Source organism: Bacillus sp. PK6-16 (assembly GCF_056530295.1).
Genome location: NZ_CP096511.1, coordinates 2,842,485 through 2,859,969, shown reverse-complemented (window position 1 = coordinate 2,859,969; position 17,485 = coordinate 2,842,485). Strand labels below are relative to the sequence as shown.

Genomic DNA, 17,485 nt, shown 5'->3' with positions numbered 1-17,485 from the left:
CTCATTTTTATTAGAAAAGGAGGATGAAACGTGCAACAACCTTCAATTATTTTACGGACTGTATCAAAAAGTTTTGGAAAAAAAGAAGTGTTACACAATCTTTCATTGCAAGTTGAAAAAGCAGAGATTTTTGGTTTTGTTGGACCTTCTGGATCGGGGAAAACAACGCTCATTAAAATGATTGCAGGTATTAATGAGGCAACGAAAGGTGAAGTGCTTGTTAATAATACTAATATGCCTAATTTAAATGAAATGAAACGAATTGGTTATATGGCCCAGGCGGATGCATTATATGAAGAATTGTCAGCATATGAAAATGCAGATTTTATAGCAACGATGTATGGACTAAAGGGAAAACGTAAAAAGACAAGAATTGCAGAGGTTTTTGAACTTGTACAATTGTCACAGTATATGAAAAAGCAAGTACAACAATTTTCAGGTGGAATGAAAAAACGCTTATCATTAGCAATAGCACTCCTTCACGAACCAGAAATATTAATTTTAGACGAGCCTACAGTGGGGATAGATCCACTTCTTAGAAAAACGATTTGGGAAAAATTTTATGATCTTAAAAAGAAAGGCACAACGATTATTGTAACGACGCACATTATGGATGAAGCTGAATTTTGTGAGCGTCTAGGATTAATTAGAGAAGGGAAACTAGTTGCGGTTGGAACAACTGAAGAATTGAAAAAACGCGTGTCATCTGGACGGATTGAAGATGTCTTTTTGTTGGAAGAGGTGGTGTCATCATGAGAGTTACTGGTGTAATCATTCGTATTATTCGCCAATTTTTTCGAGATAAGCGTTCGTTAGCGATGATGTTTGGGGCACCAATGTTATTACTTTGGCTATTATCGCTAGTGTTTACACAAAAAGACTATATACCGCAAATTGCTGTTGTTGATATGCCCGCTCAAATAGTAAAAGTGATGAAAAATCAAGAAGCGTCAATTTATGAATACAGTAAAGAAAACGCGATTTCTGAGTTGGAAAAACAAAAGGTAGATGCAATACTTCGAATAGAGAATGGAAAAATGAAACTTCTGTTGGAAGGTAGTGATTCGTCAAAAAATCGTGCTGTACTTCAAGTATTGCAAAAAAGCACAGAGAAGAATGATGTATCGATTATGAAACCTGAAGTAAATTATTTACATGGCTCTAAAGACTTTACGATGTTTGATGGGCTTGGTCCTGTATTAATTGGTTTCTTTACATTTTTCTTTGTATTTATATTATCAGGTGTATCTTTCGTAAGAGAACGTTTAAGTGGTACGCTAGAAAGGTTATTATCCACCCCAGTAAGAAGATGGGAAATAGTCGCAGGTTATATTATTGGTTTTGGAATCTTTGCCTTTATACAATCCATTATTATCGTAAGTTTTTCCGTTTATATTTTAGATTTATACGTAGCTGGCTCCATATGGCTAACGTTACTTATTACATGTATGCTCTCTTTGACTGCACTAACATTAGGTACGTTTTTATCGGCATACGCAAATAATGAGTTTCAAATGATTCAATTTATACCGCTTGTTATTGTGCCACAAATCTTCTTTTCTGGATTGTTTCCAATGGAATCTATGAATAAGTGGCTACAAATGTTAGGGAAAGTATTTCCACTCACATACGGCGCTGACGCAATGAGACAAGTGATGATTCGGAATCAAGGGTTTACAGAGATTGTATTAGATCTTACTGTATTATTACTTTTTTCACTATTATTTGCAGTAGGAAATGTATTTGCTTTAAAGAAACATCGCAAAATATAATAATGACAAAAAGGAGCTTTATAAATGCAGAAGGATTGGCTGGAGGAATTAATAGCTGCAACTAATACGGATAAACGAAATGAACGTCAAATGCGAATATTAGAGGCGGCTGTTGATATGTTTGGAGAAAAAGGATACGCTTCAACTTCAACAAGTGAAATTGCAAAGCGTGCTGGTGTAGCGGAAGGAACCATCTTCCGCTACTATAAAACAAAAAAAGATTTATTACTAGCGGTCGTAATGCCAACTTTAACTAAGTTCGCTGCACCATTTTTCGTACAAACCTTTGCAAAAGAAATATTTAAATCGGATTATGAATCATACGAAGGACTTTTAAGGGTTGTAATTCATAATAGGTTTAAATTTGCTCAAAAACACTTTCCTATGATAAAAATATTAATTCAAGAGGTGCCATTCCAACCAGAACTGAAAAATGAAATACAGCAATTAGTAGAAACAGAACTGTTTTCACATTTCAAAAAGTTGATTGTGAAATTTCAAGAAGAAGGGGAAATTATTGAGATACCACCATCTTCCGTACTACGTCTTACTTTATCAGCTGTATTAGGTTTATTATTAACACGATTTTTATTATTGCCTGAAGAAAAATGGAATGATGAAGCGGAAATTGAAAATACGATTCAATTTATATTGTATGGATTAACTCCACGATTTTAATCGTTGAAGTGTGAATTACATACATTACTTTTAAGTAAAAATAAATCGCCTTTAAAAAGGCGATTTATTTTCATTATATATTTTTGATAAATAAGTACTTGTTTACTAAAAACATTCTAAATCAGCGTGTTTCTTTGTCTCTTCTTCTAAGACCTAATAATCCTGCTAGTCCTAATAAACCAAGCCAAGCCCAATTATTATTTTTATCACGATTATCATTTAAATCATTTGTTGTATTTACATTTCGAGTTCTTACATCATTATTAACTCTGTCTAAGTTATTGTCATTTACTCGAGTTGAAATATCAGTGTTATTAACTCTATTCATATTATTTCCATCGTATTCAGCTTGCGTAGATGTACCTAAAAACATAATAGATAGTGCTAAAACACTTAAGATAGATGATAATTTCTTTTTCATAACAATCCCTCCTTTCTTAATCATTAATTTCTCCGAAGCATGTGTGTATTATTCATTTCACAATATCTAAACCCTCATTAATAGGGCGCACATTTATAGAAAATAGAGTTGAATGATTGTTAATATATCATTGGATATATATTTCTCATAAAAATAACTGAATCAAACTTTGCTTAAAATGTTAATCTTAGTACAATTTATATTATACGGGCTAGCAATAAGGAGGTAATAAGATGCGACAATTTGCAAAACCTACAATCGTCGTAAGTAAGTGTTTAGAATTTGATGCTTGTCGTTATAATGGAGAGATGATTCCAGATGTAACAATACGAAATTTGCAGCCATTTGTTACATTTATACCTGTTTGTCCAGAAGTGGAGATTGGATTGGGGACTCCTCGTGAAACGATACGAATTGTAGAAGAAAATGGTGAGAATAGACTTGTGCAACCGTCGACACGAGAAGATGTAACTGAAAAAATGGAGCAGTTTTCAAATGACTTTTTACAAACGATACCGGATGTGGATGGTTTTATTTTAAAGAATCGTTCACCAAGTTGTGGTACGCGTGATGTGAAAATTTATTCTGGTTTTGAAAAAGCGCCAGCAAAGGGAAAAGGAGCTGGCTTATTCGGCGGAGCAGTAGTAAAAAATTTTTCGCATCTTCCTATTGAAGAGGAAGGTAGATTGTCGAATTTTATTATTAGAGAGCATTTCTTTACAAGGTTATTTACAATCGCATATTACAAAATGATTAAACACAATAAAAATATGAAAGAACTTGTATCGTTTCAGTCGGACAATAAATATTTATTTATGGCATATAATCAGGTGAAACAAAAGGAATTAGGTCGTATAATTGCAAATCAAAAAAATGAAAAGATTGAAGTGGTATTTGAAAACTATGAGAAGACTTTATATGAATTATTTATGCGTGCGCCCCGTTATACATCGAATGTAAATGTATGCGAGCACATTTTTGGATATTTTAAAACAAAGTTAAAAAAACAAGAAAAAGATCATTTTATAGAACTGTTACAAAAGTATGCAGAAAAGAAAATACCACTTAGTAGTTTACTTACAATATTAAAATCATGGGCTATTCGATTTGATGAAAAGTATTTATTAAGACAAACGTATTTCGAACCATACCCTGAAGCATTAGTAGAAATTTCTGATTCGGGAAAAGGTAGAGATTATTAAACAATAAATTACATAATTCGACACAAAATCTCCTATGTTGTTGTAGAACAATGTAGGAATTTTTTTGTGCATTAGTACAGAATCTGTTTTAAAATTAAGTTATGACAGAATTGTAGCAATTGTCTAACTAATATTCTTGTCTTTTAAGTTGTTATGTTTGTAGTAGAAACTCGCACGCTGTCGAAACTCAATATTCGATAAGGGGTGTGTAGCGGAATGGAATTTACTCTAACTCGCGAAAAACAAATGATTAAAGAAATGGTACGTGACTTTGCTGAAAAGGAAATCGCACCGAAAGCTGTATATTATGACAAAACTGCAGAGTTTCCATATGAAACATTTCAAAAAATGGGCGAACTAGGATTATTAGGCATCCCATTCCCAGAAGAGTATGGAGGTTCAGGTGGCGATACGGTATCGTATGCGTTAGCAGTTGAAGAAATTGGTCGCGCTTGTGGTGGCACCGGTTTAAGCTATGCTGCAACAATTTCATTAGGTGCTTCTCCAATTTATTATTTCGGTACAGAAGAACAAAAACAAAAGTATTTAGTTCCGATGGCGTCAGGTAAAACATTAGGTGCCTTCGGATTAACGGAGCCGAATGCTGGATCAGATGCAGGTGGTACTCAAACGAAAGCGGTATTAGATGGTGATGAGTATGTAATCAGTGGTGAGAAGTGTTGGATTACAAACGCAGAGTATGCAAATACAATTATTGTAACCGCTGTCAACGGTATTGAAGAGAATGGTAGAAAACGTATTTCTGCATTTATCGTGCCTACTACGAGTGAAGGATTAACGATTTCAAGTCCTTACGATAAGATGGGTGTTCGCGCTTCTAATACTTGTGAAATCGTACTTGATGGCGTTCGTGTACCGAAAGAAAATATTCTTGGTGATGTAAATAAAGGCTTTAAACAATTTTTATATACACTTGATGGAGGGCGTATTTCAATCGCAGCATTGGCAGTTGGTATTGCGCAATCAGCCTTTGAACGTGCATTACAATATGCGAAAGAACGTCAACAATTTGGAAAGTCAATCTCTAATTTCCAAGCGATTCAATTTAAATTAGCTGATATGGCGACTGAAGTAGAGCTAGCACGCAATTTAGTACATAAAGCAGCTTGGTTAAAAGATAACGATAAACCTTTCGGCAAAGAAGCGGCAATGGCAAAACTATTTGCATCGGAGGCAGCAAGCCGTATTGCGAATCAAGCAGTACAGATTCATGGTGGATATGGTTATATGCGTGAATATGAAGTTGAACGACATATTCGTGATGCGAAACTATTAGAAATTGGTGAAGGAACTTCTGAAATTCAACGTCTCGTAATTGCTAGACATTTAGGATGTAGATAAAAGGGAGGAATCACTATGTTTCAAAAAATATTAATTGCGAATCGCGGGGAAATCGCTGTTCGTATTATGAAAACTTGTCAAAAACTTGGCATTCGCACTGTTGCTATTTATTCTGAAGCAGATGAAAATGCCCTTCATGTGAAAATGGCAAATGAAGCTTACTTAGTAGGTGGACCGCGTGTTCAAGAAAGCTATTTAAACCTTGAAAAAATTATTGAAATAGCTAAGAAGACAAATGCAGAAGCCATTCATCCGGGTTATGGTTTATTATCAGAGAATCCGTCTTTTCCGGTTCGCTGCAAAGAAGAAGGAATCGTATTTATCGGTCCTTCAGAAGAAATCATTACGAAGATGGGAAGTAAAATTGAATCACGTATCGCAATGCAAGCAGCAGATGTCCCAGTAGTCCCAGGTATTACTACAAATATTGAAACTGCTGAAGAAGCAATTGAAATTGCAAAACAAATTGGTTATCCATTAATGCTTAAGGCATCCGCAGGCGGCGGAGGCATTGGTATGCAGTTGATGGAAACTGAGCAAACGCTCACCAAAGCGTTTGAAAGTAATAAAACAAGAGCGCAAAACTTCTTCGGTAACGGGGAAATGTATTTAGAGCGATATATAGCAGATGCGCATCATATTGAAATTCAGCTTTTAGCAGATACACATGGTAACACAGTGTATTTATGGGAGCGTGAATGTTCGGTACAGCGCCGAAATCAAAAAGTAATCGAAGAAGCACCTTCACCATTTTTAGATGAAGGTACACGAAAGGCGATGGGAGAAGTTGCTGTACAAGCTGCCAAAGCACTTGGCTATACAAATGCAGGTACAGTTGAGTTTCTTGTAGATAATCAGAAAAATTTCTATTTCTTAGAAATGAATACGAGATTACAAGTAGAGCATCCAGTGACAGAAGAAATTACGGGATTAGACCTTGTAGAACAGCAACTCCTTATCGCAAGTGGAGAGAAACTATCATTTACTCAGGATGATGTAAAACGTAGTGGTCATGCCATTGAAGCTCGTATTTATGCAGAGGATCCGAAAACATTCTTCCCGTCACCTGGGAAAATTACAGATTTAACATTACCGTCAAATGTACGAATTGATCACTTCTTAGAAAATCATGTAACGATTACACCTTTCTATGATCCAATGATTGCGAAAGTCATTGCACATGGCGAGACTCGTGAAGAAGCAATTTCGAAATTACATGATGCTCTAGAAGAATTAAAAGTAGAAGGTATTAAAACGAACACGCCAATGCTAATGCAAGTTTTGGAAGACGAAGTGTTCAAAGCGGGTATTTATACAACGGGTTTTGTAACGAAACAACTCGTTAAAAAATAAGATCTAACAATATTAAGGGGGAAAAAATGATGACGAAAGTATACGCATCGATGGCAGGAAACGTTTGGAAGATTGTTGTAGGAGTAGGAGATACAGTAGAGGAAGAGCAGGATGTCGTCATTTTAGAATCTATGAAAATGGAAATTCCAATCATTTCAGAAGAAGCCGGCACAGTTATGAAAATTAATGTGCAAGAAGGCGATTTTGTAAATGAAGGAGATGTATTATTAGAAATTGAATAGGGAGATATAGGGGGAAGCGAATTGAAACTACCTAATTTTGCTGTCATTAAAGAAGTAGGACCACGTGATGGTTTACAAAATGAAAAAAAGATTGTTGGCACAAAAGATAAAGTAAAATGGATTCAACTACTTACAGAAGCAGGATTGTCGTATGTTGAAGTTTCCTCATTCGTTCACCCAAAATGGGTCCCAGCATTAGCGGATGCAAATGATGTGTTTTCTGAGCTGAAAAGAGATCCAAATGTTACATATGCTGCGCTTGTTCCGAACCAAAATGGTTTGGAACGAGCTTTTTTGCAAAATGTAGATGAGGTGAATGTTTTTTTATCAGCAAGTGAATCTCATAATAAAAGTAATATTAATAAATCGATTAAAGAAGCGTTAGTTGTAATCGAAGATATAACAAAACAGGCATTATTCGAAGGGAAAAAGGTAAGAGGCTATGTTTCTACTGTATTTGGATGTCCTTATGAAGGGGATATAAGTGTCACAGCAGTTGACGAATTATGTAATCAACTATTTTCATACGGCATTTATGAAGTTTCTCTTGGGGATACAATCGGTGTAGCGAATCCATTACAAGTAGAACAAGTATTAGAACATCTATTAAAGAAGTATGATGCTTCGCAGTTTGCCATGCATTTTCATAATACGTATGGAATGGCTCTAGCAAATGTAGTTAAATCATTAGAATACGGTATTACAACATTTGATAGTTCTTGTGGTGGACTCGGGGGCTGCCCTTATGCACCAGGAGCATCAGGTAATGTTGCTACTGATGACCTAGTACATATGCTCCATAAATTAGGAGTTCAAACGAATATAGACGAAGAAAAGTTATTGCGAGCTAGTCAATTTATTCAAAGTAAGCTAAATATCCAATTACCGAGTCATGTGTATAGAGCGCTTCAACATAAAACGATAAGTAGGTGAGAAGATGCTACAATTACAAAACATTTCAGTTGATTATGTAACACCTCACGTTGTAAAGATTTCGTTATATCGTGAAAGACAAGCAAACTCATTATCTTTAGCGTTATTAGAAGAGTTACAAAACATATTAACTCAAATAAGTGAAGAGTCCAATACGCGTGTAGTTATTCTAACAGGTGCTGGTGAAAAAGCATTTTGTGCTGGTGCTGATTTAAAAGAACGTGCTGGTATGAATGAGGAACAAGTTCGCCATGCTGTTAGTATGATTCGCACGACTATGGAGATGGTTGAACAATTACCACAGCCAGTTATTGCTGCTATAAATGGAATCGCACTTGGTGGTGGTACGGAATTAAGTTTAGCTTGTGATTTTAGAATTGCTGCTGAATCTGCAAGTCTTGGTCTTACTGAAACGACACTTGCAATTATACCAGGAGCGGGTGGTACACAGCGCTTACCGAGATTAATTGGTGTTGGTAGAGCGAAAGAATTAATTTATACAGGTAGACGTATTTCAGCGCAAGAAGCAAAAGAATATGGTTTAGTAGAATTTGTTGTACCAGCTAATTTACTTGAAGAGAAAGCGATTGAAATAGCAGAGAAAATTGCTAGTAATGGACCTATTGCTGTTCGATTAGCAAAAGAGGCAATTTCAAATGGTATTCAAGTTGATTTACATACCGGATTACAAATGGAAAAACAAGCGTATGAAGGTGTAATCCATACGAAAGATAGATTAGAAGGATTACAAGCATTCAAGGAAAAACGCACACCAACGTATAAGGGGGAGTAAATATGTTAGATCAAAAACAACAATCTAATTCATTTGAAGAACGAGTTGAAACGATTAAACAAGGCGGCGCACCAAAGTATCATGAACAAAATAAAGCAAAAGGAAAATTATTTGTTCGAGATCGTTTAGCGCTTCTATTTGATAATGGCGAATATGTAGAAGATGCATTATTTGCTAACTGTGAACAAACAGGCTTACCTGCGGACGGCGTTGTAACGGCAACGGGTAAAATACATGGTCGTACTGCATGTGTAATGGCCAATGATTCTACTGTAAAAGCTGGATCATGGGGATCACGCACAGTTGAAAAGATTTTACGTATTCAAGAAACAGCTGAAAAACTACGTGTTCCGTTATTTTATTTAGTCGACTCTGCTGGAGCGCGCATTACAGATCAAGTAGAAATGTTCCCAGGGCGCCGTGGTGCAGGAAGAATCTTCTATAATCAAGTGAAATTATCAGGTAAAGTTCCTCAAGTATGCTTATTATTTGGACCTTCTGCAGCTGGTGGTGCCTATATTCCAGCCTTTTGCGACGTTGTAATGATGGTAGAAGGAAATGCATCTATGTATTTAGGATCTCCTCGTATGGCTGAGATGGTTATCGGTGAGAAGGTAACTTTAGAAGAGATGGGCGGAGCTCGTATGCATTGCTCTGTATCAGGATGCGGAGATGTTTTATGCAAGACAGAAGAAGATGCGATTACACAAGCAAGACAATACATTTCATATTTTCCAAATAACTACTTAGAAAAGACTCCATTGGTTACACCTCAAGAACCGAAACAATTCGATAAAACGTTAGAACAAATCATTCCAGAAAATCAAAATGCTCCTTTCAATATGAAAGATCTCATTAATAGAGTTATTGATGAAGGTTCCTTCTATGAAGTGAAAAAATTATTTGCTCAAGAGCTAATTACAGGCTTAGCACGTATTGATGGTAAGCCTGTTGGTATTATTGCAAATCAGCCGCGTATGAAGGGCGGCGTATTATTCCATGATTCAGCTGATAAAGCTGCTAAGTTTATTAATTTATGTGATGCATATCATATTCCATTATTATTCCTTGCGGATGTACCAGGATTTATGATTGGAACAAAAGTAGAGCGTGCTGGTATTATTCGCCATGGTGCAAAAATGATTTCTGCAATGAGTGAAGCAACTGTACCGAAGATTTCTATCGTTGTTCGTAAAGCATATGGTGCTGGTTTATATGCGATGGCAGGTCCAGCATTTGAACCAGATTGTTGCCTGGCATTACCGACAGCCTCTATTGCGGTAATGGGTCCAGAAGCTGCGGTTAATGCTGTATATGCAAATAAAATTGCAGCTTTACCAGAAGAAGAGCGTGCTAGCTTCATTGCTGAAAAACGTGAAGAGTATAAGAAAGATATTGATATTTATCATTTAGCATCAGAGATGGTGATTGATGGTATTGTTCATCCAAACAATTTACGTGAAGAATTAAAAGGACGTTTCGAAATGTATATGAGTAAATATCAAGTATTCACGGATCGTAAACATCCTGTATATCCAGTTTAAAAGCCCTATTTAGGGCTTTCTTGCTCAAAAAGTTAAGGAGGGGAAAACATTGAAACAAGCAGTTTGGTTTCCAACAGAAGAGTACAAGGAAAAAACACGTTTATATGGTTGGATGAAATCATTGGGATATGAAGATTATGAAACTTTTTATAATAAATCTATCGAGGAAACAGCTTGGTTTTGGGGAGAGGCAGAAAAGGCAGTAGGCTATCAATGGATGAAACCTTATACAGACGTGTTAGATTTAGAAAATGGTACACCGTTTGCACAGTGGTATAATGGCGGAACATGTAACGTTGTAGAATCAGCTTTATCCCGCTGGCTTGCGGATGAAGAGACGAGAATACAGCCAGCACTTCAGTACGAAGGGGAAAATGGAACTTCAAAATCATTTACATATGAAGAGCTTGACAACTGGGTAAGTCGTGTTGCAAATGGTTTGAAACACGCGGGTATTGAGAAAGGTGATCGTGTAACAATTTATATGCCGATGATTCCAGAAACAGTTGTTGCGATGCTAGCTGTAATGAAAATCGGAGCAATTATTTCACCAATATTCTCAGGCTTTGCATCTGATGCAGTCATGACACGTGTGCAAGCGGCAGGTTCAAAAATGATTATTACCGCAGATGGATTTTCACGCCGCGGTAAAATTGTTTCTTTAAAAGATGAAGTAGATAAAGCTTGTGAACATTGCCCAACTGTTGAAAAAGTTGTTATCGTTCGTCATGCAGGAAATGATTTTACACCACATAACTATGATTTTTCGTGGAGTACGCTAGAAAAGGAAAAACCATTCATACATGCCGAGGAAATGCAAAGTGATGATCCATTAATGCTCATTTATACATCAGGAACGACTGGTAAGCCGAAAGGAACAGTACACACGCATGCAGGATTTCCTTTGAAAGCAGCTTTTGATGCAGGATTTGGAATGAATATTAAACAAGGTGATCGTGTATTATGGGTAACTGATATGGGCTGGATGATGGGGCCGTTTCTATTATTCGGTTCACTCATTAATGGAGCAACGATGGTTATGTACGAAGGTGTTCCAGACTTCCCAGAAGCAGACCGGTTATGGGAGACAGTTGATAAATATGAGATTACTCATCTAGGTATTTCGCCAACGTTAATCCGAGCATTGATGGCAAAAGGTGATGAGTATGTCAATAAACATTCTTTAAAGAGTTTGGAAGTATTCGCATCAACAGGAGAACCTTGGAATCCTGATCCATGGATGTGGCTGTTTGAAACAGTTGGAAAAGGAAATGTCCCAATCTGTAACTACTCAGGTGGAACTGAAATCTCTGGTGGGATTTTCGGTAATGTTCTTATTAAGCCAATAGCACCGATTAGTTTTAACTCATCTTTACCAGGAATGGCAGCTGTCGTACTGGATGATCAAGGTAAACCAATTCGAGATGAAGTCGGAGAATTATGCTTAGAGAAACCTTGGGTAGGTATGACGAAAAGCTTCTGGGAAGATGATGAACGTTACGTAAACACATATTGGTCGCGTTTTGAAAATAAATGGGTCCACGGTGACTGGGTCATTTACGATGGTGAACAATATATCATCACAGGGCGTTCAGACGATACGTTAAATATTGCAGGTAAACGTATTGGACCTGCTGAATATGAATCTATTCTTGTGAAACATAACGATGTAATCGAAGCTGCTGCAATTGGTGTACCTGACGAAGTAAAAGGTGAAGTTTGTCATTGTTTTGTAGTGTTAAGAGACCATGTAACATTCACAGGAGAATTAAAGAAAGAATTAATGAGTTTAGTAAACTCTCATATTGGAAAAGCGTTGTGTCCTAAAGACATCCACGTTGTAGAAGATTTACCGAAAACACGTAATTCTAAAGTAATGCGCCGTGTTATTAAAGCAGCTTACTTAGGAAAAGAATTAGGTGATTTATCATCGCTTGTAAATCCTGAAGTAGTTCCGTTTATTCAGGGGTTACAGTCTAGTAAATTATAAAATTAGAAAGGAGCTCTATATAAATAGAGCTCCTTTTTTATGTTTATAAAAAGAGAAGAAGTGAAGTTGATGAAGAAGAAAAATTCTACTATTAGTGTTAAGTATGTTTTTTAGTTTTAATCAAAATACGATATTATGGAATGTCTATTCAATGGAGAAATACTAATTTACAACAACAAGGTGATGACAAAGCGTGACTGCTTATATGTCTGTTTAAACCTTTACGTGTTAATATATAAAAAGCTGACTATAAGCAGTCAGCTTTTTATATATTACATTCTAGTATTTGCCGGGCAGTAATGCCCCCATCTAAAAATTCAGCAAAAGCAAGGAAGTAGGTGAGGGATCAACTTTCCGGAAAAGCCCGATGGGTTCCAAAAGACATATTCTTTCCTTTACGTTGACATTAAAAATATTACCAATTTTTTCTTTTACAATGGCAACAAATAAAGAAACATTTACAACGACACTTATTTCGTTTAGAACTCCAATTATCATCACGATGACACTTTTCTTTAGATTTCCACCAATCATCATTACAATGTTTTTCCTGAGAACTCCAATCGTCATCACAATGACACTTTTCTTTAGATTTCCACCAATCATCATTACAATGCTTTTTCTGAGAACTCCAATCATCATCACAATGATGCTTTTCTTTAGATTTCCACCAATCATCACAGCAATGCTTTTTCTGAGAACTCCAGCAATCATTTTTCCAGGACATTTATTTCTACCTCCTTTCAATAGTGTTCATATTATTCTATGTTTTAATAAAAAAATGGCTTGTTTATTAACCTACTATTTTATCTTTATATGATAGAGAGTCTTCTACTCGATATAGAATTCATACAAACTATGCTAATTTTTAAGAGAAAGTGGAGAGAACTACTACTAGTTATGGTATTTTTCAATAAACACTTGTTGAAGAAAATGTTCTGATTACAAATAATATCTTATTTTCGTGTACGCTTTTTAAATGTATATTTCACAATGAAAAATGGGAAATCCACAAATAAAGTCTATGTATATGTGAGTTAATGGGGAAATCTAGTGTGTTTTTAAGGGGCGTCTTATTTAAAAGAAAAAAGGTTTGTTTTAGAAAGTGGTGTCTAAACATTAAATGGAGTAGGACTAAATTCACGGCCGCTCATTAAAAAGCTTTTAATTAGGAGAAGTCTGTTTTTATAATGAATAATGAAAAGAAAGTTTGGTACAATTGTTTGTTTTTTTCTTTTTATGTGTTTGCCTCGTACCCTTTTAAGCTAGTGGACATACTTTACTAATAGAAAGGATTAGGGGGTGAGGTATTGGGTTCTCGATTTAATAATTGTAAAAAGAAGTGTACATGTAAACAAGATGATTGTTGGGAAGTATTCGAAGAGTGTAAAAAAGAACAGCATGAGAAATGTGATAATTCTTGTGTACAAGGAATTAGAGATGAACTTAAGAAATTAATTAATCGAACAGTTCAAATTAATACAGAGGGACGTACTTATGTAGGTACTGTTTCGTCTGTAAGTTGTGATGTAGTTAGGCTTGCGGCTATTCCTGGATCGGTTGGAGTAATTATTTCCATTTGTAAAATTGAAGCAATTTTCCCACCTGTTACAACGGTTACTGCTGACTTTGATTTTAATGGTATTGATGTAGCAAACAAAGCATAATTATGCTGCTTTTTTGTAAAGCCATTCACATGAATGGCTTTATTTTAATTTCATATAAAAGGAGAATATATTCTTTATATAGAAATAAGTTTGAGGTTATAAAGCATGATGTACGAAAGGAGCAAGGAAGTGATTAAACTAGAAAGTTTTAAGAAATCTGATTTTAAACAATTAATAAATTGGATTAATTCCGAAGAATTTCTAATACAATGGTCAGGAAATGCATTCACATTCCCTTTAGACGAACAGCAATTAGAGAAGTATATAGAAAGTGCAAATACACTCGCTTTCAAAGTGGTAGATGAAGAGACTTCAGACGTTATTGGTCATATTTCGCTTGGGCAAATAGATAATATTAATAAGTCCGCTAGAATTGGAAAAGTATTAGTTGGTAATACGAAGATGAGAGGACGTTCTATAGGAAAACATATGATGAAAGCAGTACTTCATATTGCTTTTGACGAATTAAAACTACATAGAGTAACTCTTGGTGTGTATGATTTTAATACATCGGCCATTTCATGTTACGAAAAAATAGGGTTTGTAAAAGAAGGCTTATTAAGAGAGTCAAAAAGAGTAGGAGAAACGTATTGGAATTTATGGGAAATGAGTATGTTAGAATATGAATGGAAGAAGTAGCAACAATAGTAATTTATAATTATATTATGTTAACAAAGGGGCTTGGTGGGTATAGTGGATAATAAAACAAAAATAATTTCAATTGCAGCTGTTTCGGGGGGAGGTAAAACTACAATTACAGAAAGATTAAAGCATAAGTTTAAAAACTCAAAAGCTCTATATTTTGATAGTTATACATTTGATAACTATCCTGCTGATATTTGTAAATGGATTGATGATGGGGCGAATTACGACGAGTGGGTATTAACACCATTAATTCATGATATTGAGCAACTTATACAAAATAATACCTTAGACTATATTATTGTAGATTATCCTTTTGCATACTTAAATAGTGAGATGCGAAAATTCATTGATGTAACTATATTTATTGATACGCCTTTAGATATTGCGATGGCTAGAAGGATTTTGCGAGATTTTAAGGAAGGTACAATAGATGAAATACATAATGATTTGGAACATTACATGACATATGCGAGAAAAGCTTATTTAGAGGCAATTCATACTGTTAAGCCGAATTCAGATATCATATTGGATGGTTCTTTATCTGTAAGTGAAATAATTAATCACGCTGTAGAGGAACTTGGCCGAAGAGAAGTGATTGTCAATGGTTAAATGTATAACAGATGCTGTTAGGTGGATAATTGAAGTAAGAGAGATAAATGTGTACACTTTATTTCAATATAATTGGCAAGTAAGAGATGATTGGTTTAAGTGGTGTGAACAACTTTCAGAGGAAGATTTACTTTGCAAACTGGGGGTATTTTAGAAACATTATTTCATATTGTAGATGTAGAGTATAGTTGGATTAGTGCTTTTCAAGAAGAAGATAGAGAACCGCAATTTAAAGATTATCAATCGATTCAAAAAGTGAAAGCGTTATCTGATTTATATAAACGAGAACTTGAAGTTTTTTTGCAGTCATGATCATCTAGCCTAGAATGCTAGCACACTTAAAATAAGCCGTATAAAAAGTTAATCATTGGTGCTTTGATTATATAACGTCGGCGAAATAAATAGTGTGAAGGACAGCTATTCTAACAAGTATTTTATGTAACGTTCGTATATTTAAATTTTCTTGTAATTAATCGAATTCTAATTTTTTAGAAACGGATAATGAGGTATGGGTGTTGATCTTTTTTATTGAATAAAATGGATTGATTTTTCGGATTTTCATTACAATATAAAAATTAAAATTTTGTTAGTTGTTAAAAAAAGATGAGAAAAAAATAGAAAAAGAGGGCTAATGCCCGCTTTTTCTTTTAATTTGGTAATTAATCACAGATTGGTATCCCAAGCACTCTTAGAGCTAATGCTACTTGAAGGGAAATCTCTAATCTAGCAATTTCAATACCAGCTACTGAAAGAACTAAAAAAGGTTGTCCGTTTACAAATACAACACAACTATCCATAGTTAAGCCTCCTTTCTAGTAATCTACTATAGTATATGAGTAGAACTTTAAAGTGTAATAGTTCAATTGTTGGATTTAATAGAATTAATAGATTAACCCATTTAAACTAAACAAACGAACACAACGAAAGGAAACAGAGATGGATGTATGCCTCAAAAAACATAAGTTTTAAGACATGTAATGGGATATGAAATTTATCATATTGGTCAGCTATCTATATGGGCGAGAGAGTTAAACTTGCAACCAGTTTCAGCAAATTTGCTTGGAAGAGGATGATAGAATTAAAAACCGACTTGCATCTCAAGCGCAAGTCGGTTTTATATATATAAGAAGATTTCTTAATTGAAATCCTCGGATTTTTTCTGACGTATATGTAAAAACATTAAGGTGGTAATGATTAAAAAAATCATTATAGTTTGTATAATTAAATTTTTAAACTGAAGCAATATTGTCCAAGATGTAAGGGCGTCTTTAAAAGCTTGGAGTGCAGAGTACGAGGAAGGATCAAAACCATACTGGAGCAACTTTTTTGTTTCAATAAATGAAATGTTTTCTTCATCTGCATCTAATATTACTGAAATTAGTCTAGTATCTCCAAGTTTTACTGTACTGACAAAACTATAATTACCGTTAGTTGAAAAACTAGTTTGTAAGCCATCAACACCTTGAAGTTTAATGTTTTCATTAAGGGAATATATCATTTTATTCGTATTGAAAACCTGGGAATCTTTGAAGGTAAATTGGTAAGAGGTTAGTTTCGTAATATTCAATACATCTGGAAAATCTTTTACTAATCGTGCTGCTAGTTTAGCTGCGTCTATCGCTGTTGTAGTTGATTGTTTATTTGTATTATTATTAATTCCAGTAGAGTTTAGAAATGGAGATGGTTGTAATAACTTTAGTTCTTTTGCTTTTTTATTCATTAATACTGTAAAGTTATCTTCATTTCCAGCAATGTGTTCTGCTAGGGCGAGTGCAGAACGATTATTCCCTGCCAGTAGCAATGCATGAAGTAAATCACGAACCGTTGTTTTATCATTCGATGTTACTTGTATAGGGCTTGTTTCTACTCGGAAAACTTCGTTACTTATTTGTACGAAGTCATCTAACTGTATTTTTCTATCATTTAGTTGCTCCAATACGATATATTCTGTCATTAATTTAGATAAAGCAGCTGATTGTACTGGAGTTTCTTCATTTTTTTTATAAACAATTTCACCTGAATTAGCATTTATTAAAATAGCTGATTTAGCTTGAATAATCGGACCATTTACATAAAGATAAAAATATAAAACGATAAGTGCAGTAATAAAAAAAGATAATAATAAAATAGCGAATTTCTTTAAGAATTGCATAAGCGATCCTCCTATTATGACATCAATAATAGTATTGTAAAAAGGAATGCTTAATTAGGAAGAAAGAAAAGGTAAAGAATTTCTAAAGAATTATAAAGGATTATTAAATTTAGGGTAATTAT

The 17,485-nt window shown here is 34.7% G+C and carries 18 protein-coding genes and 2 pseudogenes; 16 read left to right on the top strand and 4 right to left on the bottom strand.

Features of this window, described 5'->3' with window-relative positions; translation table 11 throughout:
* Positions 1–30 precede the first annotated feature (30 nt).
* Genes M1D66_RS14730 through M1D66_RS14720 form a run of 3 tightly spaced genes read left to right on the top strand, consistent with a single transcriptional unit; the run spans position 31 to position 2,450 of the window.
* Positions 31–756 (top strand): ABC transporter ATP-binding protein, encoded by a 726-nt coding sequence (locus tag M1D66_RS14730; RefSeq protein ID WP_016081571.1) that lies wholly within the window; start codon positions 31–33, stop codon positions 754–756.
* Positions 753–1,772 carry an ABC transporter permease gene (locus M1D66_RS14725; RefSeq protein ID WP_212125790.1) on the top strand — a complete coding sequence of 340 codons (1,020 nt, stop codon included), beginning with the start codon at positions 753–755 and terminating at the stop codon, positions 1,770–1,772. The genes M1D66_RS14730 and M1D66_RS14725 overlap by 4 nt, the downstream gene beginning before the upstream one ends.
* 24 nt (positions 1,773–1,796) lie before the next feature.
* Positions 1,797–2,450: a TetR/AcrR family transcriptional regulator gene (locus tag M1D66_RS14720; protein WP_001168184.1), complete on the top strand. Its 654-nt coding sequence runs from the start codon at positions 1,797–1,799 to the stop codon at positions 2,448–2,450.
* A 121-nt stretch (positions 2,451–2,571) separates the two neighbouring features.
* Here M1D66_RS14720 and M1D66_RS14715 read toward each other — a convergent pair whose 3' ends face one another.
* Positions 2,572–2,871, bottom strand: coding sequence for a WGxxGxxG family protein (locus M1D66_RS14715; protein WP_000728157.1), 300 nt, complete (start codon positions 2,869–2,871; stop codon positions 2,572–2,574).
* A gap of 233 nt (positions 2,872–3,104) precedes the next feature.
* On the opposite strand from M1D66_RS14715, the gene M1D66_RS14710 reads away from it, so the two are divergent.
* The 8 genes from M1D66_RS14710 (at position 3,105) to M1D66_RS14675 (ending at position 12,290) form a co-directional block, all read left to right on the top strand.
* Positions 3,105–4,073: a YbgA family protein gene (locus tag M1D66_RS14710; RefSeq protein WP_001248640.1), complete on the top strand. Its 969-nt coding sequence runs from the start codon at positions 3,105–3,107 to the stop codon at positions 4,071–4,073.
* A gap of 216 nt (positions 4,074–4,289) precedes the next feature.
* Positions 4,290–5,435, top strand: a complete 1,146-nt coding sequence (locus M1D66_RS14705; RefSeq protein ID WP_000397279.1) for an acyl-CoA dehydrogenase — start codon at positions 4,290–4,292, stop codon at positions 5,433–5,435.
* 15 nt (positions 5,436–5,450) lie between these two features.
* Positions 5,451–6,788, top strand: a complete 1,338-nt coding sequence (locus M1D66_RS14700; RefSeq protein WP_000486750.1) for an acetyl-CoA carboxylase biotin carboxylase subunit — start codon at positions 5,451–5,453, stop codon at positions 6,786–6,788.
* A 26-nt stretch (positions 6,789–6,814) separates the two neighbouring features.
* On the top strand, positions 6,815–7,030 hold the full coding sequence (locus M1D66_RS14695; RefSeq protein ID WP_001987345.1) for an acetyl-CoA carboxylase biotin carboxyl carrier protein subunit: 216 nt from the start codon (positions 6,815–6,817) through the stop codon (positions 7,028–7,030).
* Between the two features lie 21 nt (positions 7,031–7,051).
* On the top strand, positions 7,052–7,963 hold the full coding sequence (mvaB, locus tag M1D66_RS14690; RefSeq protein WP_000775436.1) for a hydroxymethylglutaryl-CoA lyase: 912 nt from the start codon (positions 7,052–7,054) through the stop codon (positions 7,961–7,963).
* 4 nt (positions 7,964–7,967) lie between these two features.
* A complete protein-coding gene (locus M1D66_RS14685) occupies positions 7,968–8,756 on the top strand; it encodes an enoyl-CoA hydratase (protein ID WP_000939818.1) in 789 nt (262 codons plus the stop codon).
* A gap of 2 nt (positions 8,757–8,758) precedes the next feature.
* The gene (locus tag M1D66_RS14680; protein WP_000886744.1) at positions 8,759–10,300 is read left to right on the top strand and encodes an acyl-CoA carboxylase subunit beta; all 1,542 of its coding nucleotides are present in this window, start codon (positions 8,759–8,761) and stop codon (positions 10,298–10,300) included.
* 49 nt (positions 10,301–10,349) lie between these two features.
* Positions 10,350–12,290: an AMP-binding protein gene (locus tag M1D66_RS14675; RefSeq protein WP_242554555.1), complete on the top strand. Its 1,941-nt coding sequence runs from the start codon at positions 10,350–10,352 to the stop codon at positions 12,288–12,290.
* Positions 12,291–12,599: 309 nt separating this feature from the next.
* On the opposite strand, the gene M1D66_RS14670 is transcribed toward M1D66_RS14675, so the two are convergent.
* Entirely contained in the window at positions 12,600–13,037 is a 438-nt protein-coding gene (locus M1D66_RS14670) for a hypothetical protein (protein ID WP_172459103.1), read from the bottom strand.
* A 563-nt stretch (positions 13,038–13,600) separates the two neighbouring features.
* On the opposite strand from M1D66_RS14670, the gene M1D66_RS14665 reads away from it, so the two are divergent.
* From M1D66_RS14665 to M1D66_RS14650, 4 genes and pseudogenes are all read left to right on the top strand, one after another.
* Positions 13,601–13,957, top strand: a complete 357-nt coding sequence (locus M1D66_RS14665; RefSeq protein WP_000535577.1) for a hypothetical protein — start codon at positions 13,601–13,603, stop codon at positions 13,955–13,957.
* Between the two features lie 105 nt (positions 13,958–14,062).
* Complete coding sequence (locus M1D66_RS14660; protein ID WP_000990082.1) at positions 14,063–14,596, top strand: GNAT family N-acetyltransferase; 534 nt, start codon at positions 14,063–14,065, stop codon at positions 14,594–14,596.
* A gap of 45 nt (positions 14,597–14,641) precedes the next feature.
* A complete protein-coding gene (locus M1D66_RS14655; RefSeq protein ID WP_000513270.1) occupies positions 14,642–15,211 on the top strand; it encodes a nucleoside/nucleotide kinase family protein in 570 nt (189 codons plus the stop codon).
* Between the two features lie 49 nt (positions 15,212–15,260).
* Positions 15,261–15,517: pseudogene (locus M1D66_RS14650) on the top strand (DinB family protein); the annotation flags it as partial.
* Positions 15,518–15,870: 353 nt separating this feature from the next.
* Here M1D66_RS14650 and M1D66_RS14645 read toward each other — a convergent pair.
* The gene (locus tag M1D66_RS14645) at positions 15,871–16,008 is read right to left on the bottom strand and encodes a DUF3956 domain-containing protein (RefSeq protein WP_000376554.1); all 138 of its coding nucleotides are present in this window, start codon (positions 16,006–16,008) and stop codon (positions 15,871–15,873) included.
* Between the two features lie 165 nt (positions 16,009–16,173).
* On the opposite strand from M1D66_RS14645, the pseudogene M1D66_RS14640 reads away from it, so the two are divergent.
* Positions 16,174–16,284, top strand: a pseudogene (locus M1D66_RS14640) (DinB family protein); the annotation flags it as partial.
* Between the two features lie 62 nt (positions 16,285–16,346).
* Here the strand turns inward: M1D66_RS14640 and M1D66_RS14635 are convergent.
* A complete protein-coding gene (locus tag M1D66_RS14635; protein ID WP_046392706.1) occupies positions 16,347–17,363 on the bottom strand; it encodes a D-alanyl-D-alanine carboxypeptidase family protein in 1,017 nt (338 codons plus the stop codon).
* Positions 17,364–17,485 lie beyond the last annotated feature (122 nt).

What these genes read in the sequence shown, in the direction of transcription:
- M1D66_RS14725 (WP_212125790.1), top strand. Translation starts at nt 753, where the DNA reads ATGAGAGTTACTGGTGTAATCATTCGTATTATTCGCCAATTTTTTCGA.
- M1D66_RS14720 (WP_001168184.1), top strand. Translation starts at nt 1,797, where the DNA reads ATGCAGAAGGATTGGCTGGAGGAATTAATAGCTGCAACTAATACGGAT.
- M1D66_RS14715 (WP_000728157.1), bottom strand. Translation starts at nt 2,871, where the DNA reads ATGAAAAAGAAATTATCATCTATCTTAAGTGTTTTAGCACTATCTATT.
- M1D66_RS14710 (WP_001248640.1), top strand. Translation starts at nt 3,105, where the DNA reads ATGCGACAATTTGCAAAACCTACAATCGTCGTAAGTAAGTGTTTAGAA.
- M1D66_RS14705 (WP_000397279.1), top strand. Translation starts at nt 4,290, where the DNA reads ATGGAATTTACTCTAACTCGCGAAAAACAAATGATTAAAGAAATGGTA.
- M1D66_RS14700 (WP_000486750.1), top strand. Translation starts at nt 5,451, where the DNA reads ATGTTTCAAAAAATATTAATTGCGAATCGCGGGGAAATCGCTGTTCGT.
- M1D66_RS14695 (WP_001987345.1), top strand. Translation starts at nt 6,815, where the DNA reads ATGATGACGAAAGTATACGCATCGATGGCAGGAAACGTTTGGAAGATT.
- M1D66_RS14685 (WP_000939818.1), top strand. Translation starts at nt 7,968, where the DNA reads ATGCTACAATTACAAAACATTTCAGTTGATTATGTAACACCTCACGTT.
- M1D66_RS14680 (WP_000886744.1), top strand. Translation starts at nt 8,759, where the DNA reads ATGTTAGATCAAAAACAACAATCTAATTCATTTGAAGAACGAGTTGAA.
- M1D66_RS14660 (WP_000990082.1), top strand. Translation starts at nt 14,063, where the DNA reads ATGATGTACGAAAGGAGCAAGGAAGTGATTAAACTAGAAAGTTTTAAG.
- M1D66_RS14645 (WP_000376554.1), bottom strand. Translation starts at nt 16,008, where the DNA reads ATGGATAGTTGTGTTGTATTTGTAAACGGACAACCTTTTTTAGTTCTT.
- M1D66_RS14635 (WP_046392706.1), bottom strand. Translation starts at nt 17,363, where the DNA reads ATGCAATTCTTAAAGAAATTCGCTATTTTATTATTATCTTTTTTTATT.